This window comes from Amaricoccus sp. (assembly GCF_017993425.1).
Classification (GTDB): domain Bacteria; phylum Pseudomonadota; class Alphaproteobacteria; order Rhodobacterales; family Rhodobacteraceae; genus Amaricoccus.
In genome coordinates this window covers 1-21,050 of sequence record NZ_JAGOMQ010000042.1, presented here as the reverse complement: position 1 = coordinate 21,050, position 21,050 = coordinate 1, and the positions used below count along the sequence as shown (strand labels likewise).

Below are 21,050 nucleotides of genomic sequence, written 5' to 3'. Positions count from 1 at the left end.
GGGCGAGGGCGCAACCCCCGGTTGTCCGGCAATCGTTAATCATGTCATTAGAATGCAACGAGGTTTCGGTTGAGCTTTCGCGTAAATGATGTCTTAATGCCGCCGGAACCGGGGCCGTGGGGTCTCCTTGAAATCGCGCCGAAGGGCGCTCGTCGGATCGGATCGGCGATCTGGGCTCGGAGCGCGTCCGAGCCCCGGGAGACGTGCGGCGCGGCGTCCATGTCTGTTTGTGAGGATCGAGTCGAGTAATGTCGCACATTTCGGAAATGGACGTCGAAGCGGTCGTTCCCGTCTCTTCGGGCCACGCCGCGGACGGTCTCTACAATCGGCTTTTCAAGCGCTGGTTCGATCTCGCCCTGATCCTGCTTTCGGCCCCCTTCGTGCTGCCGATGGTGCTGATGCTCGGCCTCGTGGTGCGCCGCGACGGCGGGCCCGCCTTCTACGTCCAGGACCGGATCGGCCTCGACGGCCGGGCGTTCCGGCTGTGGAAGCTGCGCACCATGGTCACCGACGCCGACGCCCGGCTGGCGGCCGACCTCGCCGCGAACCCCGCCCTCCGGGCGGAGTGGGACGAGACGCAGAAGCTCAAGGCCGACCCGCGGATCACCCCGATCGGCCGGCTCCTGCGCAAGGCCTCGCTCGACGAGCTGCCGCAGCTCTGGAACGTGTTCCGCGGCGACATGAGCCTCGTCGGGCCGCGGCCGATGCTGCCCGAGCAGCGCGCGCTCTATCCGGGCCGCGACTACTACGCGATGCGCCCCGGCCTGACCGGGCCCTGGCAGGTCAGCGAGCGCAACGAGACCTCCTTCGCCGGGCGCGCCGAGTTCGACAGCGCCTATGCCCGGCGGGTGTCGCTGCCCACCGACATCGCCATCATGTGCATGACCGTCTGGGTGGTGCTGCGCGGCACCGGCTACTGACGGGCTCCCGGCCGGCTCCCGATCCCGGGGCCGGATCGCGGCGGCGGTCCGGAACGGCTGCTTTACCATCTCCGACGATCGTGGTTTCCCCTCGGGGCCGTCGCGACTAGGATGCGCGCGCGGGCGGAGCGACGTCGTCGCCGGCGCCGGCGCGCCGGCCGGTCGGACCCGTATCCTGTCGCCGGAGTATCCCTCATGTCCTTCCGCGCCCTCCTCCCCGTCCTTCTCGTCGTCGCGGCCGCCGGGCTTTCCGCCTGCGACAGCAAGGAGGAGCGCGCCGAGAAGCACTACCAGCGCGCCGTGGCGCTGCTCGCCGAGGGCGAGCCCGACCGGGCGGCGATCGAGTTCCGCAACGTCTTCCGGCTGAACGGCCAGCACAGGGAGGCCCGGCTCGGCTATGCGCGGCTGCTGCGCGACCGCGGCGACGTCGCCCGCGCGCTCAACCAGTACGGCTTTCTCGTCGACCTCGACCGCTCCAGCCTCGACGGCCACAAGGAGCGCGCGGCGCTGGCGCTCGCCGCGCAGGACTTCGCCACCGCGGCCGCGAGCGCGAAGCGCGCCTTCGAGCTCGCGCCCGCGGACCCGCAGGCGCGCGCGCTGAAGGCGACGGTCGACTACCGCGACGGCGACCGCGCCGCCGCGGTGGCGATGGCCGAGGCGGTGATCGCCGAGGCCCCGGACAACGTCGCCGCCCACATGGTGGCGATCGCCGACCGGCTGAACGCCGGCGACGGCAAGGCCGCGCTGGCCGCGGCCGACGCCGCGCTCGCCCATGCGCCCGGGGACGAGGGCCTCCATCTCGTGCGGCTCGCCGCGCTCGAGGCGGAGGGCGACGACGCCGGCGTAGGCCGCCAGCTCGACCGCATGGCGGAGCTCTTCCCCGACAATCCCGGCGTGCTGCAGGCGCGCGTGCAGTGGCGGCTGCGCCAGGGCGACGTCGCCGGCGCCGAGGCGGTGCTGCGCGCGCAGGCGCAGGCCAGGCCGGACGATCCCGAGGCCGCGCTCAGCGTCGTGCAGTTCCTCTACGAGACCGCCGGGGCCGCCGAGGCGCGGGCCGAGCTCGACCGGCTGGTCGCCGCCGGGGGGGATCCCCTGCCCTTCCGCCGCGCCCGCGCCGGACTCGACTACTCCGAGGGCGACCACGCCGCCGCGATCGCGGCGATGCGGGAGATGGTCGCCGAGGCGACGCCCGAGGGCGCCGAGCCGACCGACGCCGCCCGCGACATGGCAGCCGAGCTCGCGCAGATGCTCGGGGCCGACGGCGACGCCGCGGGCCGCGACGCGCTGGTGGCCGGGATCCTCGCCGGCGACCCGCGCCACGTCGCGGCGCTGAAGCTGCGCGCCCGCGCCGCGATCGACGCCGACGCCCCCGATCTCGCCGTGCAGGACATGCGCGCCGCGCTGAAGGAGGCGCCGCGCGACCCCGAGGTCATGACCATCATGGCGATGGCCCACGAGCGCGAGGGCGCGCGCGAACTCGCCGGCGAGCGGCTGGCGCTCGCCGTCGAGGCCTCGGGCCAGGCCCCCGCCGAGAGCCTGCGCTACGCCCGCTTCCTGATGCGCGACGGCAAGGTCGGCCCCGCCGAGAGCGTGGTCACCGGGGCGCTGCGCCGCGCGCCGAACGATCCGGGCCTCCTCGCCATGCTCGGCGAGATCCATGTCGCGCGCGCCGACTGGCCGCGGGTGGGCCAGGTGGCGGCGATCCTGCGCGAACTGGGCGACCCGGAGGCGACGGCGACCGCCGACCGCTTCGACATGGCGCGGCTCTCCGGCGAGGGCCGGGCCGAGGAGACGATGGCGGCGCTGAAGGCGATGGCCGAGGAGGGCGGCGACGCCGCCGCCATGGCGCGGGTGATGCAGACCTATGTCGGCGCCGGCGACCTCGACGGCGCGCAGGCCTGGCTCGACGGCGTGCTGGCGAAGGATCCGGCGGGCCGGCCGCCGCGGCTGATGCAGGCCGGGCTCGCCCTCGCGCGCGGCGACACGGCCGGCGCGGAGGCGATCTACGCCGCGCTGATCGCCGAGGATCCGGCGGCGCCCGAGCCGCATCGCGCGCTCGCGACCACCCTCGCCGCCCAGGGCCGGACGGCGGAGGCCGACGCGGCGCTCGCCGCGGGCGTCGCCGCCACCGGCGGCGACCGCGAGCTCCTGTTCCTGCGCGCCGGGATGCGCGAGGGCTTCGGCGACTTCGAGGGCGCGATCGCCGACTACGAGGCCATCTACGCCCGCGACAGCAACGACATGCTGGTGGCCAACAACCTCGCGAGCCTGCTCAGCACCCGGCGCGACGACCCGGCGAGCCTGGAGCGGGCCTTCGCCATCGCGCGGCGGCTGCGCGGCTCGGACGTGCCCTATTTCCAGGACACCTACGGCTGGATCCTGCACCGGCGCGGCGACAGCCCGGCGGCGCTGCGCGCGCTCGGGCCGGCCGCGGACGCGCTGCCGGAGAACGCGCTGGTGCAGTACCATGCCGGCGAGACGCTCTTCGCCCTCGGCCAGCGCGAGGCGGCGAAGGCGCGCTTCGAGCGTGCGGTCGCCGCGGCGGAAGGGACGCCGGAGGCGGGCCTGCCGCAGATCGCCGCCGCGAAGGCGCGCCTCGCCGAGATCGCGGCGACCCCCGCCCCGCCCCCCGGCCAGGCGGCGGCGGAGGAGACCGACGGCTGAGGGCGCTCGCGCGGGCCGCGTCGCCGCCTGCGCTGGCTGCCGCGGGCGGGGCGGTTTCAGCGCAGGATGAAGGCGCGGAGCCGGGCGATGAAGGCCGGGTCGGCGACCGGGCCGATGCGGCCGACCTCCCCGGGGCCCTGGGCCAGCGCCGCGGCGACGAGCGCGGGCAGGTCGGCCTCGGTTTCGGCGATGTGGACGCCGGGCTTGCCGCGCAGCCAGCCCACGGTCTCGAGCTGGTGGTCGGAGGTGTGCTCGCCGAGATGGGCGCGGCGCGGCAGGATCACGATCGGCTTGCCGAGCTCGCCCGCCGTCACCACCGAGCCGACCCCGGCATGGGCGACGACGATCTGCGCGCCCGCCACGGTGGCGTCGTACTCGGCGCGGTCGAGCTTGCGCACCCAGCGCATGTGGCGGGGCTCGTAGGCTCCGGCGCCGATCTGGGCGAGGATGTCCTGGCCGGGATTGGCGGCGGCCCAGTCGTCCATCGCCTGCACGAGCCGGTCGAAGGGGAACATCGACCCGATGGTGACGAAGATCAAAACACCGCGCCCCAGTATTCCGGCCCCTCGGGCCTGGCGAGGTGCGACCACTGCACCAGCCAGGCGTCGGCGAGGGGCCGGGCCAGCCGGGCCGAGAGCGTCATCGTCTCGGAGCTCGAGATCGAGTCGATCCAGATCGTGCGGCTGCGCAGGAAGAGCTTGGCCCCGGCGAGCGCGAGGAAGCCCGGGGCCGCGCCGGTGGTCACCACCACGTCGGGCCGCTCGCGGGCGATGATGCGCAGCACCTGCCAGATCACCAGCGCGAAGGCGATCCGGTTCCGGCGGGTGACGTTCCTGACCGCGTAGTAGCGCCCGTCGAGGTCGCCGTCGGGGATGTCGTCGGTGCCGACATAGACCACCTCGAGTTCGTCGAAGGCCGGGCGGATGCGCCGGAGCTGCACCCAGTGCCCGCCGCCCGACGCGACCGCGAGAACCTTCCTGCGCCGCACCCCGTCACCCATCGCCACGCCGTCGCACCCGAGAAACCGCCCCACACGCCCCTGCCCGGCCGCGGCGCCGGCGGAGACTAGCGCCACCGGCCGCCGACGCCAAGCTCACAGCACCGTCCCCCAGTATTCCGGCCCGTCGCGGCGCGCGAGATGGGCCCATTGCACCAGCCAGGCGTCGGCGACGGGGCGGGCGAGCCGCGCCGAGAGCGACAGCGTCTCGGCGCTGGCGACCGAGTCGATCCAGATCGTGCGGCTGCCGCAGAGGAGCTTGCCGGCGGCGAGCGCGAGAAAGCCCGGCGCCGCGCCGGTGGTCACCACCACGTCGGGCCGCTCGCGCAGGAGGATGCGCAGGAGCTGCCAGATCGCCACCGCGAAGCCCCAGCGATCGCGACGGGTGACGTTGCGCACCACGTAGTGCCGGGCGCCGTCGAGCCCGGCCGCCGCCGAGGGATCGGTGCTCGCATAGATGACCTCGAGCCCGGCGAAGGCGGCGCGCAGCCGGCCGAGCTCGACCCAGTGGCCGCCGCCCGAGGAGACCGCGAGCACCTTGCGCCGCCGCGCCGGGGCGCTCCCCCCGCGTTTCGGCTTCGGGGCCGGCCGCCTCGGGGCGGCGTCGATGAAGGTCGCGTCCGTCACGCCTCGTGTCCCAATCGCCGGCCGCCCGGGCCGGGCCTGTCCGCGCGCCCCGATCCCGGCGGTGCGAATCCCGGCGGTGCGAATCCCGGCCAAGACATCGGAGCCTATTCTGCCGCGCCAGGCCGCGCGTCGCCAGTGAAACGACGCGCGGCGGCGCAATCCTCTTGCAGGAAAGGTTAACGATTCGGGCTGTTGCAGAATCAATACGCTCCGGCGGTTAAACGCCGCTCCGCCCGCATGAAAGGTGATTAGGCGTTTGCCATGCCGCCCGCGCCCCCTTAAACGGCGGGAAAGGGCCCGGCGCCGAAGCCTGCCCGACATGTACGAGGCGCATCGATGCGAAATGCCGTGACGATCATCCTGGGCTTGCTGGCCTTTCTCGCCGCCGCGCCGATGGCGCTCGCCCAGGCGGCCGGCTATCGCATCCAGCCCGGCGATACGCTGGCGGTGACCGTTCTCGAGGACGAGACGCTGAACCGCCAGGTGCTGGTCCTGCCCGACGGGCGCATCTCGGTGCCGCTCGCCGGCTCGGTCGCCGCCGCCGGCCAGACCGTCGGCTCGGTCGAGCGCTCCATCGCCGACCGGCTCGCCTCGAACTTCGCCGTGCGCCCGAACGTCTTCGTCTCGGTGACGACGGTGAACGAGGAGGCCGAGCTCTTCCCGATCTACGTGCTCGGCCGGGTGACCCAGCCGGGCGTCCGCGAGGTCGAGGTCGGCACCAACCTGCTGCAGGCGGTGGCGCTCGCCGGCGGGCTCGACCGCTTCGCCGCGACCAAGCGCATCCAGCTCCGCCGCCGCGCCGCCGACGGGCAGGAGCAGATCTTCCTCTTCAACTACAAGGCCGTCGAGCGCGGGGGCGCGATCGAGTCGATGATCACGATGCGTGAGGGCGACGTGATCCTGGTCCCCGAGCGCCGCCTGTTCGAGTGAGGCGACGTCCGATGCGTCGCCCCCTCCTCGCCGCGCTCGGCCTCGCGGCCGCCTCCGGCGCGGCCGCCCAGGACGTCGTCACGCCCGGCTCGCCGCTTTTCACCGCCGGGATCAGCCAGGGCTTCACGGTCGATTCCAACTATCGCCTCGACGACCCCAATCCGGGGACGAGCTACTACGCCGACACCCGGGTGCAGCTCGGCCTGCTCTCCGAGACGCAGCTGCAGACGCTGGCGCTCGGGATCGACACCGGCCTGCGCGCGCTCTGGGAAGCCGAGCGCGACTTCGACCTCACCTTCGCCTCGCCGTCGACCGCGACCGGCGACTACCTGCGCGAATGGGCCAGCGGCTCGATCGACGTCGGGTTGCGCTACCGGCAGACCGATGTCGACGCCGACAGGCCGCTCGCCGACTTCATCGACCCGGACACCGGCGAGATCGACGTCCCCGACGACCTCGACCAGCTGAGCCAGGACATCACCGAGCGGCGCTACGACGCCACCGTCGATCTCGCGTTGGCCCAGGACTCGCCGTCCTCCTACGAGTTCTCCGTGGCCGCCACCCGCTTCGACTACGACGAGGTGACGAACGACACGACGCCGCGCGACAACCTCACCGGCGACGCGCTGTGGCGGCTGCGTCTCACCCCGGTGCTGTCGGGCGCCGTGCTGGCGAGCTACCGCTATTTCGAGGCCGACGACGAGCGCAACACCCTGGTGCGCGACGCCGACATCGACGTGGGCGTGATCTACGAGCCCGACGAGGTGCTGCGGCTCGATTTCGGGCTCGGCTACGCCAAGTACCAGCGGCGCGAGACCGAGGGGCCCGAGGGCGACCGCCGGCGCGAGACCATCGACGAGACCGGGCCGGTGGTGCGCGCCGCGGTGCGCTACCAGTTCGAGGAGATCACCCTCAACGCCCTGGCCCGCTACAGCAACGCCACCGACGGCGCGCCCTTCACCGGCAACCTGCGCGCGACCTATCCGCTGCCGAACGGCCGGCTCACCGGGCGGATCTTCCAGAACAAGACCGGCTCCTCGACCGGCAACCAGGTGCGGGTGACCGGGGCCGGGATCGGGCTCCTGCACGAGATCAACCAGGTCTCGGCGCTGCAGCTCGACGCCACTGCGGCGCGCCAGGTCGACGAGACCGCGCCCTTCCGGGCCGACACCACGCGGGTGAGCGTCTCGGCGATCTATTCGCGCGACATCACCGACACGGTGAGCGCGAGCCTCGGCTACCGCTTCCGCAGCTATGACCGGGAGCCGGAGGAAGCGACCTCGAACGCCGTTTTCGTGGAGATCGGCAAGAGCTTCTCCAGTCGGCCCTGACTTTGGCCTGACGTCCCCCGCCGCCGCTCGCGGGCGCGTGAGGGCGGCGGCCGGGCGGTTACCCTGTCGCCGCTTCGGACTCGTTTTTCGCGCCCGGATCGCGTATGGAGGCGGGCGCGCGCGGGCGGAGGCCGGCGCGCGCCGGTTGAACCTGTAACGAGTGACGAGGCGGGGATGACGACGACCACGCAGGCGGCCGCCGGCGGCGCATTTTCCGTCAACTCCCGCGGCCTCTTCTGGTTCTGCCTCGCCGTCGCCTCGACGCTGCCGCTGTTCTGGTTCGGCTTCCACGGGCTGGCCACCGAGTGGGCCCGGCCGGAGTTCAGCCACGGGCCGGTGATCCCGGTGCTGAGCTTCTACATGTTCCTGCGCGAGCTGAAGTTCATGCCGCCGGCGACCGCGCCGGTCACGGACCGCTGGCCGGGGACGGTCCTGATCGTCGTCGCGCTCGTCGTGGCGCTCGCCGGCAACGTCGCCCGCATCGACCATCTGGTGTTCTACGCGCTGATCATCTGGATCTTCGGGCTGATCCTCGTCGGCTTCGGGGCGCGGCGCGGCTGGTTCTTCTGGCCGTCGGTGCTGCACCTCGTGTTCATGCTGCCCCTGCCCTACTTTCTCTATTTCAAGATCAACACCAGCCTGCAGTTCGTCTCCTCCGGGATCGGCGTCGCCTTCGTGCAGGCGCTCGGGGTGCCGGTCTTCCTCGAGGGCAACGTCATCGACCTCGGGGTCTACAAGCTGCAGGTGGCCGAGGCCTGCTCGGGGCTGCGCTACCTGTTCCCGATCATGAGCTTCTCCTACGTCTTCGCGGTGCTCTACCGCGGGCCGGTCTGGCACAAGCTCGTCATCCTGCTCTCGGCGGTGCCGATCGCGGTGCTGATGAACTCGCTCAGGATCGGGATCATCGGGGTGCTGGTCGACCGCTACGGCATCGCGCAGGCGGAGGGCTTCCTGCACGTCTTCGAGGGCTGGGTGGTCTTTCTCTCCTGCATCGCCATCCTGTTCGGGCTCGCAGTCGCGATGCGCCGGCTCTCGGGCGACCGCACGCCGCTCGGCGACGCCATCGACCTCGACTTCTCCGGGCTCGGCGGGCAGTTCCGCCGCATCCTGACCGTCGAGCCCGCGCAGGCGCTGAAGGTCGCGGCGCTCGCCACGCTGGCGCTCTCCGCGGCCTGGAGCTTCGCGCCGGCCCGCGATGCGGCGCGCATGGACCGCGATCCCTACGCGCTCTTCCCGCTGACCATCGACGACTGGTCGGGCGCGCCGACGCCGCTCGACCCGCAGGTCGAGGTCGGGCTCGGGGCCGACGACTACCTCTCGGCCTATTTCCGCAACGCGAGCGAGGCGGCGGGCGTCGACCTGTTCCTGTCCTACTACTACACCCAGATCGACGGGCGCTCGATCCACGCCCCCGAGATCTGCCTGCCCGGCGCCGGTTGGGAGATCTTCTCGATCGGCCCGGTGGAGGTTCCGCTGCCCGGCACGGAATTCGGCGCGGTGACGCTGAACCGGGCGGTGATCCAGAAGGGGCTGGAGCGCCAGCTCGTCTACTACTGGTTCGAGGGTCGCGGACGGCACATGAGCCACGACTTCCTGACCCGCGCCTACACCGTGATCGACAGCGCCACGATGAACCGCACCGACGGCGGGCTGGTGCGGGTGATCACCCCGATCCTGCCCGAGGAGCGCGTCGCGGACGCCGACGCGCGCGCGCAGCGCTTCCTCGCCGGCTTCGCCGACCGCCTGCCCCGTTTCATTCCCGAGTAAGCAGAAAGCCCGCTCCGCATGTCCGACACCGACACCGACACCGAGCCCGAAACCGCAAGCGGCCCCGAGGCCCCTGCCCCCGCTCCTGTCGTCTCGATCCTGATCGTCAACTACAACACCCGCGAGCTGACGCTCGACTGCCTGCGCAGCATCGCGGCGGAGACGAGGATCCCGCACGAGACGATCGTGGTCGACAACGCCTCGCGCGACGGCTCGGCGGATGCGATCGCGGCCGCGTTCCCGGACGTGAAGCTGATCCGGAGCGCGGAGAACCTCGGCTTCGGCTGCGGCAACAACCGCGCGGCCGAACTCGCCTCGGGCGAATACATCCTGCTGCTGAACTCCGACACGGTGGTGCTCGACGGCGCCATCGACAAGCTCGTCGCCTTCGCCCGCGAGATGCCGCAGGCGCAGATGTGGGGCGGCCGCACGCTTTTTCCCGACGGGCGGATCAACCCGCAGTCGGGCTGGCGGCTGCCCTCGACCTGGAACATCTTCTGCCGCACCGCGGGGCTGAACGCGCTGTTCCCGAACTCGCCGCTCTTCCATTCCGAGGCCTATGCCGGCTGGCGGCGCGACAGCGTGCGCTCGGTCGAGATGATCATCGGCTGCTACCTGATGACCACGCGCGAGATGTGGGACAAGCTCCGGGGCTTCGACGAGCAGCTCTTCATGTACGGCGACGACGTCGACCTCTGCTTCCGCGCCCGCAAGCTCGGGGCCGACCCGCACGTGACGCCCGAATCCACCATCATCCACTACGGCGGCTCGTCGGACACGGTGCGCGCCGACAAGGTGGTCAAGCTGATGCGCGGCAAGATCTCGGTGGTGCAGCGGCATTTCGGCTGGGACAAGCCGATCGCGCTCGGGATCCTGCGGCTGTGGCCGTTCACCCGGGTGGCGGCGATGACCGTGCTCGCGCCGATCCGCCCGAGCCTTGCGCCCAAGCGCGACGTCTGGGGCGAGATCTGGCGGCAGCGCGCCGTCTGGTGGAACGGCTACTGAGGCCCCCGCGATGTCCCGGCTCCATGTGCTCACGCCGCTCCGCGACGAGGCGGAGAACATCCCGCGCCTCGTCGCGACGCTGCGCGCCCAGACCCGCCCGATCGACGCCTGGGTGGTGCTCGAGAACGGCTCGACCGACGGCAGCAGGGAGATGCTGCGCGAGATCGCGCCGGGCGGGGGCCTCGGCGCGATCGAGGTGCTGAACCTCGACCTCGCCCAGAAGGAATACGCGCTCGGGCACAAGTACGCCTCGATCGTGAAGGCGGGGATCGATCACCTGCGCGCGACGCGGGCGCTCGCGCCCGATGACATGGTGGCGCTCCTCGACGCCGACACCTTCCTGCATCCGCGCTACTACGAGGCGATCGAGGCGGCCTTCGCCGCCGAGCCGCGGCTCGGCATGGCCTGCGGCCGGCCGATCCGGCCCGGCAAGAGCGAGCACGAGACGCGCTGGACCGGCGGCGGCTACTTCGTCTGGCGCTACGCCTGCCTCGCCGAGGCCGGCTACATCGTCGGACCCTCGGCGGACGTGGTCTCGGCGACCAAGGCGCACTTGCGCGGCTGGGAGCGGCGCGTCCTGCCCGAGGTCCATGCCGAGACCCGCGGCATGGGCGACCGGGTCGATTTCCGCTACTACGGCCGCTCCGCCTATTTCCGCGGCGAGACGTTGCCGCACGCCTTCGCCGTCGCGGCCAAGCGCGCGATCATGGGCCGCCCGGCCCAGGGCTGGGCCCATGTCGCGGGCTATCTCGGCGAGGTCCGCCGCGGCGCGCCGCGAACCGAGGACGGCGAGATCCTCGCCTATTTCCGCGGCACGATCGGCCGCCGGCTGCGCGAAACCCTGCGGCTCGGCTGAGCCGGCCGCGCGACGCCGACCGACCGGCCCCCTGCCCCGCTCCCGGCGTCAGGCGCTGGCGCGCGCCGGTCCCGCGGCCGCGGCCCAGCCGGTCGGCCGGCCGAGCAGCGTCTCGAGCGCCCGGGCGTCGTCGGCGAAGCGGGCGTCGAGGCGGGCGCGCGTGGCCGGGTCGAGGACGGGCTTGTCGGTGGCGACCGCGCTCGACACCCGCTCGGAGAGCTTCGTCCTGAGCCCGATCGGGGCGACGGCGCGGATCACGCCGCGCAGGGACTGGCTCGCCATCAGCGCCGCCATCACCGGCGAGCGCACTTTGCCGCCGATGTTCATCTTCGGCAGGTGGGTCTCCGGCAGGGCCGCGCCGAGGAAGGCCGCGAGCCGTGTCCGCGTTCCCGGCCAGTCGCGGATCGCGTCCTCGAAGAGCAGGACAAGGACGCGGGAGGGGCCGAAGAGGTCGAGATAGCGCCCCACCGCCTCGGCGTAGAAGCCGCCGGTGTCGTAGTCGAACATGTCCGACCAGCCCGCCGCCCGCCGCTCCGCCGCCCGGGCGAGCCCCTCGGCGAAGGAGGCGGTCTCGCGCCCCTGCGACCAGAGATGGACGTATTGCGAGAACACCTTGTCGGCCGGCTCGCGCAGGAGGATGACGATCTTCGCCTCCGGGGCGAAGGCGTGGATGCGCGCCGCGGCGCCCTCCATCTGCAGGTAGGAGGGCGAGACGTCGGCGATGACCGGGAGCCTCGGGTCGAGCCCGGCGAACTCGGCGAGATAGGCCGCCTCGTCGTGGATGATGCGGCCCTCGACCCGCTCGTCGCCCGGTCCGGCGCGGCGCGCCATCAGCTCGGGCTCGGAGAACCAGTGCAGCTCCTTGCGGGTGGCGGCGACCCCGACCCCGGGCGCGAGCTCGAAGAAGCGATGGAGGCTCGTCGTGCCGCACTTGGCGTCGCCGACGACGAAGACGTTGGGACGAGCTGCGCCCATGGGAACCGAACCGAACCGACACTCTACCGCCGTCCGTTCTAGGCCCTCGCCCCCGCCCCTGTCCATATCGCGGGGCTCGCGGAACGCGCGGCTTTCGGGATTTGTTAATCCTGCGGCGCGATCTGCCGGAGGGTCGGAGCGTCGCGCCGCAAGATGCGGACGGAGGTGACAGGATGCGCGAGACCATCGTTCCGGTGATCCTCGGCGGCGGCGCGGGGACGCGGCTCTGGCCGCTGAGCCGGGCGCGGCGGCCGAAGCAGTTCGCCCGCCTCGTCGGCGAGACCAGCCTGTTCCAGGCCGCGGTCTTGCGCCTGCCGGAGCCGGAATTCGCGCCGCCGGTCGTCGTCGCCGGCGAGGCCTTCCGCTTCCTCGTCACCGAGCAGCTCGCCGGGATCGGGCGGGCGCCCGCCGCGGTGATCCTCGAGCCCGAAGGCCGCAACACCGCCGCCGCCACGCTCGCCGCCGCCCTCGTCGCCGCCGGGGAGCGGCGCGACCCGCTGCTGCTCGTCTGCCCCTCGGACCATGTCCTTCCCGACGCCGCCGGATTCCGCGCCGCCGTGCGCGCCGGCGTCGCCGCGGCGCGGGCGGGCGCGCTCGTCACCTTCGGCGTGCGGCCGACGCGGGCCGAGACCGGCTACGGCTGGCTGGAGCTCGACGCCCTGCCCGCGCCCGGCGGCGACCCGGCGGCGCTGCCGCTCCGGGGCTTCGTCGAGAAGCCCGAGGCCGGGCTCGCCGGGCGTCTCCTCGCCTCGGGACGACATCTCTGGAACAGCGGCGTCTTCCTGTTCTCGGCCGCGGCGATCCGCGCCGTCTTCGCGGAGCAGGCGCCGGAGCTCGCCCGGGCGGTGGAGGCGGCAGTGGCAGGCGCCGTCCCCGACCTCGCCTTCCTGCGCCTCGACCCCGCCGCCTGGGCCGCGGTCGAGAGCGTGGCCCTCGACCGGGCGATCATGGAGAAGGCGCCCCGCCGCGCCGTCGTGCCCATCGACGGGCCCTGGTCCGACCTCGGGGCCTGGGACGCCGTGGCGCGGGCGGCGCCGGCGGACGCCGATGGCGTGACGTTGCAGGGCCCCGCCCATGCGCTCGGCTGCCGCGACAGCCTGTTGCGCGCCGAAAGCCCCGACCAGGTGCTGGTCGGGGTCGGGCTCCGCGGCGTGGTGGCGATCGCCATGCGCGACGCGGTACTCGTCGCCGACAAGGCCGCGGGCCAGCGCGTCGGCGAGGCGGTGGCGCTGCTGAAGGCCGGGGGCGTGGCGCAGGCGACGGAGTTCCCCCGCACCCACCGGCCCTGGGGCTGGTACGAGACGCTGGCGCGCGGGCCGCGCTTCCAGGTCAAGCGCATCATGGTGCATCCTGGCGCCGCCCTGTCGCTGCAGAGCCACGTGCACCGGGCCGAGCACTGGGTGGTGGTCGAGGGCGCGGCGCGGGTGACGCTCGGGAGCGAGGTCCGTCTCCTCGGCGAGAACCAGTCGGCCTACGTCCCGCCCGGGGCGACGCACCGGCTGGAGAATCCCGGCAAGGTCGACCTGCACCTGATAGAGGTGCAGTCGGGGCCCTATCTCGGCGAGGACGACATCACCCGCTACGCGGACGCCTACGCGCGGGTCTGAGGGGGAGCGTTCCGCGCGCGGAACGCTCCCGGGCTTCCGCGCCGGCCCGCCGGCGCGGAAGCTGGAGCGGTTTCAGAACAGCTCGGGGTGATCCGCCGCCAGGAAGGCGTCGGCGAGCCCGGCGATCGTCACCTCCGCCGTGCCGCGCCCCTGGTCGATCTCGATGACGAGATCCTTGCCGGAGGCATAGGCGTGGAAGTCCCGAGAGTTCGCGGCAAGCTCCTGGATGTCGAGCGCGGAATCGATCCGTACGCTCGCGCCGCGGTAGTAGTCGTTGACGAAGTTGCCGCCGAACTCGTCGATGAAGGTCCGGCGATCGAAAAGGGCGAAGACGATCTCGTCGCCCTCGGCGAAGTCGAAGCCCGTGATCGTCACCCCGCCGTCGTAGAGCGCGCGCATGTCCCCCTTGAGCCGGACCTCGGCCCCGACGCCGTCGCCGTCGCCGTCCGGCTCGTCGGGATCGGGACCGACGGGTCCATCCGGATCGCCCGGGCTGTCCGGGCCGCCCGGCTCGTGGTCGTTCGGACGAACGTCGATGACCGGCCGGTAGGGATCCGCCGGCTTGTTCGGCATCTGGCTCAGAAGCTGGTTGACGTTAGTCGTGGGATAGACCCCCTGCCAGAACTCGTACCGGCCCGGGGTCGTCTTGTTGCCCTCGACCACCCAGCTGCCGTTCTCCTCGCCCGGAACTCCCGCGACCTCGTTGTCCAGGATGAAGACGTTCTTGGAGTATTTCGAAATGTTTATAAGTGGAGTATTCTTCTCCACACCCTCGTCGTTGTTCTTGGTAAGGACGTTACGCTCGACGACGATGTTGTCGCCGTGCATGACTCCGATGGCGAGCTTGTCGGCGGTGTGGAGGATGTTGTCGGCAATGTAGACGTTCGTATAGTAGACGCCCATCTGGCCTTTTTCGGCGTAGAGGCTGTTGCCCAGCCAGATACCGTGGCTTTCCTCGGGATTGTCGATGCGGTTCCCGACGATCTTCACCTCGTTCGACGGGCCCGCCGTCGTGCTGGTCAGGAACTGGATGGCGTCCTGGTGCAGCAGGTGACGGGAATGGAAGTCGGTGAACTCGTTGTAGGCGATGGTGACGTCTTCCATATCCGAGAGCATCATCGCGTCGAAGGAGATGCCGCGGATCGCGTTGTTGGCGATGATGGTGTCTTCGTTGTCCTGGAAGCTCATCGCCATCTCGAAGTCGACGAACTCCGAGTTGAGGACCGAGACGCCCTTCGAGCCCTTCACGCGCAGCCCGAGCCCTTCGCCGTAGCTGTCCACCTTGTCGCCGTCGAAGGTCACGCCGTCGAAGGTGATGTCGACGGAGTTCTCGACCCAGAACTTCCTGGTCGCGGTAAGCGGGCGCTGTGTCGCCGGGCCGGTCTCGTAGTCGAAGACGAGGTCACGCAACTCGATGTTCGACGCCTCGCGTACATAGAGGTGTTCGATCTTCGCCTGGTCGCGGGCATCGGCGGAGGCGATCGTCACCTTCTTGTCGAAGTCGAAGCCTTGCCTCCCCGAGGAGGAGAGGTCCAGGAAGTCGTAGGTTCCGCCCTCGAGCAGGATGGTGTCGCCGTCCTTCACGTCCTGGAGCGCCTTGTCCAGCTCGTTCTGGTTGCCGGCCGTGATCGTGGCCATGAGGTGTCCCTTCATTTCCCACGCGCCGATTCGCAGGCTCATCGGCAGGTTCCGGGGAAACGCGCAAAGGACCGTGGGGCCAACCCTTGCGCGTGACGCCACCGCTTGATCCGGCGACATCCAGTCGAATCGCGACTATTCCTTAAGCATTCGTTTATGCGCGGGAGTCTCCGTCATGCCATTGAGAGCATAAGGTAAATACCTGCGCTGCAACCTGGCGCTATTCAAACCATCTGTTGTCCTCGTGTCCGTCGCTATTTTGGCGCACGTGTCCGGCGACGAACGTCGCACGCCCCTTTTTGTGGTCAGGACCGTTGACCGGGTTGCGTCCGGCGGTCAATCACCCATGCGCGCCGGCGCGGGGCTCGGCGAAAAGTCGCGCGTGCGAAGGGTCTTGCGGCAGGGGCGGCGCCGGCGCATAGCCGCAGTCTGCGGCCGGCCCCCATAGCTCAGCCGGTAGAGCGTCTGATTTGTAATCAGAGGGTCGGGAGTTCGAGTCTCTCTGGGGGCGCCGCGATCTTGCGCCGGGCGATCGGACGTGGTTCTGTCCGCCCGCCGGAGAGGTGGCCGAGTGGTCGAAGGCGCACGCCTGGAAAGTGTGTAGGCGGGGAACCGTCTCGAGGGTTCGAATCCCTCTCTCTCCGCCAGCTTCCCTGCCCTGCTCCCGCTATCGGCGCAGCGTCGCCAGCGCGGCCTCGACCTCGGCGACGAGCGCCGGGTCGACGCCGTCGCCCTCGAGCGTGAGCACGAGCCGGCCCCGGCCGAGACGGGCGGAGAGGGTGACGCCGGCGCGGAGCGCGACCGGCGCCGGCGCGGACCGGGCCGGCCTGGCCAGGGCCGCCTCGAGCGCGGCGCGCTCGGCCTCCGGGTCGGCCGCGTCGACGGCGGCGAGGGCGGCGGCGATCCGCGGCCCCTGCCCCGCCCGCACCGCTTCGACGAGACGCAGGCCGAGGCGCTCCGGCAGCCGCGCCGGGAAGCGCAGGGCGGCGTCGAGCGCGTGGTAGAGGTCGAGGAAGGCGCGGATGCGCGAGCGTTTGGGGCGCGAGGCCGCGGCGAAGAGGGTGCGGATCGCGGTTTCCTCGTCCGCGAACACCCCGCGTTCCGCAGCGAGCGCCGCCACCCGGGCGCGCTCGTAATGGCTGAGCCCGACGCGGAGCTCGTTCTCCTCGACCATGGCGACATAGGCCTCGGCCGCGCCCTCGGGGCGGCGGACGAGGGCCTGGACCGTGGCGAAGCCGTCCCCGCCGGCCTCGGCGCGCAGCGCCTTCAGCGCGGCGAGACGACGCCAGCCGGAGATGAGTCCGTAGGGGAGCGCGCCGGCGCGGTCCGGGCCGGCCGGCGCCAGCGGCGTCACCTCGATCGGCACGCGCTGGCCATGCAGCCGCAGGCTCTCGCGCAGCGCCGCCATCTCGTCATCCTCCGCCGGCAGGCGGTCGCGGGTCAGGTGGTCGGCGGCGATGGCGTCGAGCGGCAGGTCGACCACCATGCGTCCGGTCTCGCGGGCGAGGCGCAGTTCCTCGGCGAGCGCGTCGACCGCGGCGGCGCTCGCCGCCTCGGCGGCGACGCGGGCGATCGGGGCGGGGCCGGCGAAGCCGCCTAGGCCCGGAGCCGGGACCGAGGCCGCTGCGAAGAGGCGTTCCGCGTGCGGAACGTCCGCGGCGGGATCGGGGTTCAGCGGGGTGAGGCGGCGGCGGGCCATCAGACCGCCTCCGCCGCCGGTTCTGGCGTCTTCTGCGCCGCGAGTTCGTCGCGCCGCCAGGAGGCGATGAGCAGACGCTTCAGCCCGGCCCAGGTGGCGTCGAAGGTCTGGCGGCCGCGGGCGTAGGTGTCGCGGTTGAAGTCGCGGTAGTCGGCCTCGTAGATGCCGCGGGCCTGCTCGCCGGACTGGCCGACCAGCGCGGTGAGCTCCTGGCGCCAGGGCGAGAGCATCCGGCCGAGATAGGCCTGCATCAGCCCGGCCATCTCCGCCTGCTGGCCGGCGTCGTAGCGGGTGATCACCGCGCGCACCGCGTCCCATTCGAAGCGGATCTCGGGACGGCCGAGAGCGCGGGCGGCGAGGTTCTCGCCGGCCTCGATCGACTGGAAGGTCGAATGCAGCATGTCGAAGAAGCGGCCCGTCGAGTCGAACTCGAGGAAGGAGGCGCCGAGGGGAACGAGCAGGATGTCCGCGGCGGTCAGGCCGTTGATGGTCAGGTATCCGAGGGCAGGGGGGGTGTCGAGGAGGACGAGGTCGTAGGCGTCGAGCACGCGGTCGCGCTCGAGCGCGCGCTCGAGCGCTTCCCAGAGCTTCCAGCCGCGCAGGTTCATGCGCCAGACCGGGATCTGGAACTCGGCCCAGTAGAGGTTGAGCTGGGCGCCGATCAGGTCGATCGAGGGCCAGTGGGTCTTGCGGATGACGTCCTGCGCGCTGCGGTCGAGCGCCTCGGCCAGCGTGTCGTCGAGCGGCAGCGGGGCCTCGCCGCGCTCGGCGCGGCGGCGGTTCTCGGCCTGGAGGCCGAGGGCGTAGTCGCGGGCGACGAGCGGGAAGACGGTGTCCCATTCGGAGGCGACCTGGCCGCCGAACATCGAGGTCATCGAGCCCTGGCTGTCGAGATCGACGATCAGCACCCGGTAGCCGTCGAGGGCGGCGGACATGGCGAGATGCGCCGCGGTCGAGGTCTTGCCGACGCCGCCCTTGAAGTTCGCCACCGCCACGATCTTGGCGGGCAGGCCGGCGGGACGCCAGGGACGGTATTCCTTGGCGCGCGAGCCCTCCGCGGCGAAATGGGCGCGCAGGCGCAGCACCTCGTCGAGGGTGAACCACTTCGCGCCGCCCTCGGTCTCGCTCCGGCCCTGGGGCAGGGCGGGGTTGGCGCGCAAGACCCGGCGGAAATGTGCCGGCGCGACCGGGATCAGGTAGCGCGCGATCTCCCAGGTCGAGAAGAGCCGCAGCCGGCGCGCGCCGTCGGGGCTGAGGCCGCGGCTGACCAGGTCCTGGCGGCCGGCGGCGCAGTGGCGGGCGATCTCGGCGAATTCGGCGGCGCCGACGGGGGGGCCGAGTTCGGCCAGGGCCTCGTCGGGGGCGATGTTGAAATAGGGCGGGGGGCCCGCATCGACGGTGGAAGACATCCTGCTCGCGGCCTCATGTGCTCTGTTTCCGGCAATGTAACATGATTCGCGGCACAGGCGAGAAAAACCGGCATACGGACTTCGGTTTCTCGGCGGATCAGGCGCTTGGGCGGCGTTCCTGCGGCAGGGCAGGGGCGGGGCGCGGAAGGCGGCGGTGTTATTCTGGTGTTAGAGATAGTGTTACGTGCGGCTGCCGTTCGGGCAAGTCGTTCGGGACGCTGGCGGAATCGGGCTTTTTCTGGCGCGGGCGATTCCGGAACCCCGAAAGGGCGACTCCGAAACCACGGCGGGGCGATTCCGGAACCGCGAAAAGGTCGTTGCGCGGGCGGGCGGGGGTGGCGCAGGGTGGGCGTCACCGAAACCACGATAGAAAACGGGATAGCCGTTTCATGGGGCAGAGCCTGTCGCAGCGGACCGCGGGACCTCCCGCGGCGATCGGAGATTTCTTCACCTGCGACTTCGGCGCGCCGCCGCCGAAGGACGACATGGCGTCGATGGAGCATCCGCTGTTCACGCTGGCGACGCGGCCGGACCGGCGGGTGCTGCGCTACCGGCACGGCGAGACCGAGATCGAGGTGACGCCCTCGGTCAAGGGTCTGCCGACGGTGCACGACAAGGACGTGCTGATCTTCTGCGTCAGCCAGCTGATGGCGGCGCTGAACGCCGGCCGGCCGACCTCGCCGGTGCTGCGGTTGCGCGCCTACGATCTTCTCGTCGCGACCAACCGCGAGACCAGCGGAGACGGCTACCGGCGGCTGCGGGAGGCGCTGGAGCGGCTGTCGGGGACGCGGGTCGTCACCAACATCGCCACCGGGGGCGTCGAGACGACGCGGGGCTTCGGGCTGGTCGACGCCTGGGAGATCCTGCGCAAGGCGCGCGGCGGGCGGATGATCCTCGTCACCGTCACGCTCTCGGACTGGATCTACCGCTCGGTGATCTCGAAGTCGGTGCTGACCCTCAGCCGCGACTATTTCCGTCTGCGCAAGCCCCTGGAGCGGCGGGTCTACGAGATCGCGCGCAAGCATTGCGGGCGGCAGGCGGAGTGGCGGATCGGGCTCGAGACGCTCCTGAAGAAATCGGGCTCGACCTCGCCGCGGCGGGTGTTCCGCAAGATGATCCGCGACATGGCCGAGGAGGACGGGCTGCCGGACTATGCGCTCAGGCTCGCCGAGGGCGACGTGGTGGTGGTGCGTTCGCGCGGGCGGATGGAAGGGCAGGGGGGGGATCCGCGGCTCCCGCCCGAGGCCTACGAGCGGGCGCGCGCCGTGGCGCCGGGGCTCGATCCCTACTGGCTCGAGGCGGAATGGCTCAGGCACTGGCGCGCCTCGGGCCGGCCGGCGCTGCGCGACGCCGAGGCGGCCTTCGTCGCCTTTGCGCGGGCGCGGGCGGCGCGGGCCTGAGGAGCGTTCCGCGCGCGGAACGTCTTGCGGGAAAGAAGGCGAGGATCCGCGGGGGGTTGCGGCGCGCGCCCCGATGCGCCCCCTATGCACGGGCCATGCACGAACCATGCACGGGCCGTATGCATGGCGAAAGAGTCGGGAATAGGCGCCGCCCGGGCCGGTCAGCCCCGGGGCAGGGCGGCGCGCCGGCGGGGGACGAGGGAGCGGGCGGCGACGAGGGCCGACATCGCCCAGTAGCGCGGCTCGCCCGGGTCGAGCGCCCGGGCGCGGGCCAGCGAGCGGCGGGCGCCGGCGAGGTCGCCGAGGTGGCGCTGCTCGGAGGCGATGCCGTAATGCTGGAGCGCGAGCTCGGCCGGGCGGTCCGCATAGAGCGCGGCGTGCTTGTCGACGAGGCGCAGCCGCGCCGCGAGCTTGCGCGGGGCGTCGGCGGTGATGCTGTTCGGCGAGAAGCGCTGGAGCACCAGCGGCTCGTCGACGAAGGCGATCGGGCCGAGCGGCGCGAGGCGCAGGGCGCAGTCCCAGTCGATGCGCGCCTTCATCTCCGGATCGAAGCCGCCGACCTCGAGGAGCCGGTCGCGGCGCGCGACCAGCGTCTGGGTCGAGATCAGGCTGCGCCGGAGCAGCGCGGGCAGGATGTCGCCCTCGACGAGGCCGATCCCGGAGGGCGGGAAGTAGCGCGCGTCGAGCCGGGCGTCCGTCCCTTTCGGGGCCGCCTCGCGGGCGCGGCCGAGGATCAGCATGCCGCAATAGGCCGCCACCCAGTCCGGCGCTCCTTCCGGGCGGGGGGCGAGGAGGCGGGCCATCTGCTTCTCGAGCTTCAGGGGCAACCATTCGTCGTCGCTGTCCTGGAAGGCGACCCAGGGCGCGCGGGCTTCCTCGGCGCCGAGGTTGCGCGCCGCCGAGGCCCCCATGTTGCGCGGCGTCTCGATCAGCCGCAGGCGCGGGTCGTCGATGGCGCGCACCACGTCGGGCGTGCCGTCGCGCGAGCCGTCGTCGACGACGACGAGCTCGAAGTCGCGCCAGGTCTGGCGCAGCACGCTCTCGATCGCCGGCCGGATCGTGGCGGCGCGGTCGTAGGCGGGAATGACGACGGTGACGGCGGGGGAGGGGGTCACGGGGGGGGGGCTGCTCGACGTGCTCGGAACGCGTGCGCCTGCGGGGCGCGCGCGCGCCCCGGGACAGGCGCGCTTATGCCCCGCGGCGCGGCGGCGGCGCAACCCCGGGG

At 72.1% G+C, this 21,050-nt stretch carries 17 protein-coding genes and 2 tRNA genes; 11 read left to right on the top strand and 8 right to left on the bottom strand.

Going from position 1 to position 21,050, the window contains the following annotated elements; all coding sequences use genetic code 11:
- Positions 1-248: 248 nt before the first annotated feature.
- Positions 249-920 carry a sugar transferase gene (locus tag KBB57_RS16580; protein WP_290752528.1) on the top strand — a complete coding sequence of 224 codons (672 nt, stop codon included), beginning with the start codon at positions 249-251 and terminating at the stop codon, positions 918-920.
- Between the two features lie 195 nt (positions 921-1,115).
- A complete protein-coding gene (locus KBB57_RS16575; RefSeq protein ID WP_290752525.1) occupies positions 1,116-3,584 on the top strand; it encodes a tetratricopeptide repeat protein in 2,469 nt (822 codons plus the stop codon).
- Positions 3,585-3,640: 56 nt separating this feature from the next.
- Here the strand turns inward: KBB57_RS16575 and KBB57_RS16570 are convergent, their stop codons facing one another.
- The 3 genes from KBB57_RS16570 to KBB57_RS16560 form a co-directional block, all read right to left on the bottom strand.
- Positions 3,641-4,123: a glycosyltransferase gene (locus KBB57_RS16570; RefSeq protein WP_290752522.1), complete on the bottom strand. Its 483-nt coding sequence runs from the start codon at positions 4,121-4,123 to the stop codon at positions 3,641-3,643.
- Positions 4,120-4,584 carry a UDP-N-acetylglucosamine--LPS N-acetylglucosamine transferase gene (locus tag KBB57_RS16565; protein ID WP_290752552.1) on the bottom strand — a complete coding sequence of 155 codons (465 nt, stop codon included), beginning with the start codon at positions 4,582-4,584 and terminating at the stop codon, positions 4,120-4,122. The genes KBB57_RS16570 and KBB57_RS16565 overlap by 4 nt, the downstream gene beginning before the upstream one ends.
- A gap of 93 nt (positions 4,585-4,677) precedes the next feature.
- Positions 4,678-5,208 carry a UDP-N-acetylglucosamine--LPS N-acetylglucosamine transferase gene (locus KBB57_RS16560; RefSeq protein WP_290752519.1) on the bottom strand — a complete coding sequence of 177 codons (531 nt, stop codon included), beginning with the start codon at positions 5,206-5,208 and terminating at the stop codon, positions 4,678-4,680.
- Between the two features lie 348 nt (positions 5,209-5,556).
- Here KBB57_RS16560 and KBB57_RS16555 point away from each other — a divergent pair, with 348 nt between their 5' ends.
- The 5 genes from KBB57_RS16555 (at position 5,557) to KBB57_RS16535 (ending at position 11,097) form a co-directional block, all read left to right on the top strand.
- The gene (locus KBB57_RS16555) at positions 5,557-6,138 is read left to right on the top strand and encodes a polysaccharide biosynthesis/export family protein (protein ID WP_290752516.1); all 582 of its coding nucleotides are present in this window, start codon (positions 5,557-5,559) and stop codon (positions 6,136-6,138) included.
- An 11-nt stretch (positions 6,139-6,149) separates the two neighbouring features.
- Positions 6,150-7,469 carry a hypothetical protein gene (locus KBB57_RS16550; protein ID WP_290752514.1) on the top strand — a complete coding sequence of 440 codons (1,320 nt, stop codon included), beginning with the start codon at positions 6,150-6,152 and terminating at the stop codon, positions 7,467-7,469.
- A gap of 174 nt (positions 7,470-7,643) precedes the next feature.
- Positions 7,644-9,236: a VPLPA-CTERM-specific exosortase XrtD gene (xrtD, locus tag KBB57_RS16545; RefSeq protein WP_290752511.1), complete on the top strand. Its 1,593-nt coding sequence runs from the start codon at positions 7,644-7,646 to the stop codon at positions 9,234-9,236.
- Positions 9,237-9,254: 18 nt separating this feature from the next.
- On the top strand, positions 9,255-10,241 hold the full coding sequence (locus KBB57_RS16540; RefSeq protein ID WP_290752508.1) for a glycosyltransferase family 2 protein: 987 nt from the start codon (positions 9,255-9,257) through the stop codon (positions 10,239-10,241).
- A 10-nt stretch (positions 10,242-10,251) separates the two neighbouring features.
- The gene (locus KBB57_RS16535; RefSeq protein WP_290752505.1) at positions 10,252-11,097 is read left to right on the top strand and encodes a glycosyltransferase family A protein; all 846 of its coding nucleotides are present in this window, start codon (positions 10,252-10,254) and stop codon (positions 11,095-11,097) included.
- 48 nt (positions 11,098-11,145) lie between these two features.
- Here the strand turns inward: KBB57_RS16535 and KBB57_RS16530 are convergent, their stop codons facing one another.
- The gene (locus KBB57_RS16530; RefSeq protein WP_290752503.1) at positions 11,146-12,072 is read right to left on the bottom strand and encodes a sulfotransferase; all 927 of its coding nucleotides are present in this window, start codon (positions 12,070-12,072) and stop codon (positions 11,146-11,148) included.
- Between the two features lie 173 nt (positions 12,073-12,245).
- On the opposite strand from KBB57_RS16530, the gene KBB57_RS16525 reads away from it, so the two are divergent.
- The gene (locus tag KBB57_RS16525; RefSeq protein ID WP_290752501.1) at positions 12,246-13,679 is read left to right on the top strand and encodes a mannose-1-phosphate guanylyltransferase/mannose-6-phosphate isomerase; all 1,434 of its coding nucleotides are present in this window, start codon (positions 12,246-12,248) and stop codon (positions 13,677-13,679) included.
- A gap of 72 nt (positions 13,680-13,751) precedes the next feature.
- Here the strand turns inward: KBB57_RS16525 and KBB57_RS16520 are convergent, their stop codons facing one another.
- Positions 13,752-15,317 (bottom strand): right-handed parallel beta-helix repeat-containing protein, encoded by a 1,566-nt coding sequence (locus tag KBB57_RS16520; RefSeq protein WP_290752498.1) that lies wholly within the window; start codon positions 15,315-15,317, stop codon positions 13,752-13,754.
- Positions 15,318-15,755: 438 nt separating this feature from the next.
- Between KBB57_RS16520 and KBB57_RS16515 the strand changes: the two genes are divergently transcribed.
- Positions 15,756-15,828 (top strand) — tRNA-Thr (locus tag KBB57_RS16515).
- Positions 15,829-15,874: 46 nt separating this feature from the next.
- Positions 15,875-15,964, top strand: a tRNA-Ser gene (locus KBB57_RS16510).
- Positions 15,965-15,984: 20 nt separating this feature from the next.
- Here the strand turns inward: KBB57_RS16510 and KBB57_RS16505 are convergent.
- Entirely contained in the window at positions 15,985-17,016 is a 1,032-nt protein-coding gene (locus tag KBB57_RS16505; protein ID WP_290752495.1) for a ParB N-terminal domain-containing protein, read from the bottom strand.
- A complete protein-coding gene (locus KBB57_RS16500; RefSeq protein ID WP_290752493.1) occupies positions 17,016-18,425 on the bottom strand; it encodes an AAA family ATPase in 1,410 nt (469 codons plus the stop codon). The genes KBB57_RS16505 and KBB57_RS16500 overlap by 1 nt, the downstream gene beginning before the upstream one ends.
- Positions 18,426-18,814: 389 nt before the next feature.
- Between KBB57_RS16500 and KBB57_RS16495 the strand changes: the two genes are divergently transcribed.
- On the top strand, positions 18,815-19,825 hold the full coding sequence (locus KBB57_RS16495) for a replication initiator protein A (protein ID WP_290752491.1): 1,011 nt from the start codon (positions 18,815-18,817) through the stop codon (positions 19,823-19,825).
- 161 nt (positions 19,826-19,986) lie between these two features.
- On the opposite strand, the gene KBB57_RS16490 is transcribed toward KBB57_RS16495, so the two are convergent.
- Complete coding sequence (locus tag KBB57_RS16490) at positions 19,987-20,940, bottom strand: glycosyltransferase family 2 protein (protein ID WP_290752489.1); 954 nt, start codon at positions 20,938-20,940, stop codon at positions 19,987-19,989.
- Between the last annotated feature and the right edge of the window lie 110 nt (positions 20,941-21,050).

What these genes read in the sequence shown, in the direction of transcription:
- KBB57_RS16580 (WP_290752528.1), top strand. Translation starts at nt 249, where the DNA reads ATGTCGCACATTTCGGAAATGGACGTCGAAGCGGTCGTTCCCGTCTCT.
- KBB57_RS16575 (WP_290752525.1), top strand. Translation starts at nt 1,116, where the DNA reads ATGTCCTTCCGCGCCCTCCTCCCCGTCCTTCTCGTCGTCGCGGCCGCC.
- KBB57_RS16565 (WP_290752552.1), bottom strand. Translation starts at nt 4,584, where the DNA reads ATGGGTGACGGGGTGCGGCGCAGGAAGGTTCTCGCGGTCGCGTCGGGC.
- KBB57_RS16550 (WP_290752514.1), top strand. Translation starts at nt 6,150, where the DNA reads ATGCGTCGCCCCCTCCTCGCCGCGCTCGGCCTCGCGGCCGCCTCCGGC.
- xrtD (WP_290752511.1), top strand. Translation starts at nt 7,644, where the DNA reads ATGACGACGACCACGCAGGCGGCCGCCGGCGGCGCATTTTCCGTCAAC.
- KBB57_RS16540 (WP_290752508.1), top strand. Translation starts at nt 9,255, where the DNA reads ATGTCCGACACCGACACCGACACCGAGCCCGAAACCGCAAGCGGCCCC.
- KBB57_RS16535 (WP_290752505.1), top strand. Translation starts at nt 10,252, where the DNA reads ATGTCCCGGCTCCATGTGCTCACGCCGCTCCGCGACGAGGCGGAGAAC.
- KBB57_RS16530 (WP_290752503.1), bottom strand. Translation starts at nt 12,072, where the DNA reads ATGGGCGCAGCTCGTCCCAACGTCTTCGTCGTCGGCGACGCCAAGTGC.
- KBB57_RS16525 (WP_290752501.1), top strand. Translation starts at nt 12,246, where the DNA reads ATGCGCGAGACCATCGTTCCGGTGATCCTCGGCGGCGGCGCGGGGACG.
- KBB57_RS16520 (WP_290752498.1), bottom strand. Translation starts at nt 15,317, where the DNA reads ATGGCCACGATCACGGCCGGCAACCAGAACGAGCTGGACAAGGCGCTC.
- KBB57_RS16505 (WP_290752495.1), bottom strand. Translation starts at nt 17,016, where the DNA reads ATGGCCCGCCGCCGCCTCACCCCGCTGAACCCCGATCCCGCCGCGGAC.
- KBB57_RS16500 (WP_290752493.1), bottom strand. Translation starts at nt 18,425, where the DNA reads ATGTCTTCCACCGTCGATGCGGGCCCCCCGCCCTATTTCAACATCGCC.
- KBB57_RS16495 (WP_290752491.1), top strand. Translation starts at nt 18,815, where the DNA reads ATGGGGCAGAGCCTGTCGCAGCGGACCGCGGGACCTCCCGCGGCGATC.